The organism is Benzoatithermus flavus, from assembly GCF_037908215.1.
Taxonomy (GTDB): domain Bacteria; phylum Pseudomonadota; class Alphaproteobacteria; order Geminicoccales; family Geminicoccaceae; genus Benzoatithermus; species Benzoatithermus flavus.
This window is the reverse complement of the sequence record NZ_JBBLZC010000109.1, coordinates 1-591: the sequence shown is the minus strand read 5'-3', so window position 1 is coordinate 591 and position 591 is coordinate 1. Positions and strand designations below refer to the sequence as shown.

The window sequence follows — 591 nt, the reverse complement described above, 5'->3', positions numbered from 1 at the left end:
GTTCGTGAACGGGGTGCTCTGGGTGCTGCGGTCGGGAGCCCACTGGCAGCACCTGCCGGAGCGCTACGGCAAGTGGAAGAGCGTCCACGCCCGGTTCACCCGCTGGGCCAAGGCTGGCGTGTGGGAGAAGGTGTTCGCTGAGCTGATCCGGGATCGGGACAATGAGTACCTGATGCTCGACACCACCCTGGTCCGCGTCCACCAGCAGGCGGCCGCCGGAAAGGGGGGCCCAAACTCAGGCGCTGGGGCGTTCCCGAGGCGGTCTGACGACCAAGATCCACATGGTCTGCGACGGCCTGGGCCGGCCGCTCCGCTTCATGCTGACGGCCGGCCAGCGGCACGACAACCTCACCGCCAAGGCGCTGCTCGCCGGCTTCCAGGCCAAGGCCGTCCTCGCCGACCGGGCTTACGACAACAACGACCTGCGCCAAGCCATCACCGAGATGGGCGCCGAGATCGTCATCCCCTCGACCCGATCACGAAAGCAGCCGATCCCCTACGACCAGACCACCTACAAGCTCCGAAACCAAGTCGAGCGCTGCTTCAACAAGCTCAAGCACTTCCGTCGCTTCGCCACCCGCTACGACCGCC

The 591-nt window shown here is 66.8% G+C and carries 1 pseudogene; it reads left to right on the top strand.

Annotation, left to right across the window (positions count from 1 at the left end):
- Positions 1–591 (top strand): annotated as a pseudogene (locus U1T56_RS24345) (IS5 family transposase); the annotation flags it as partial.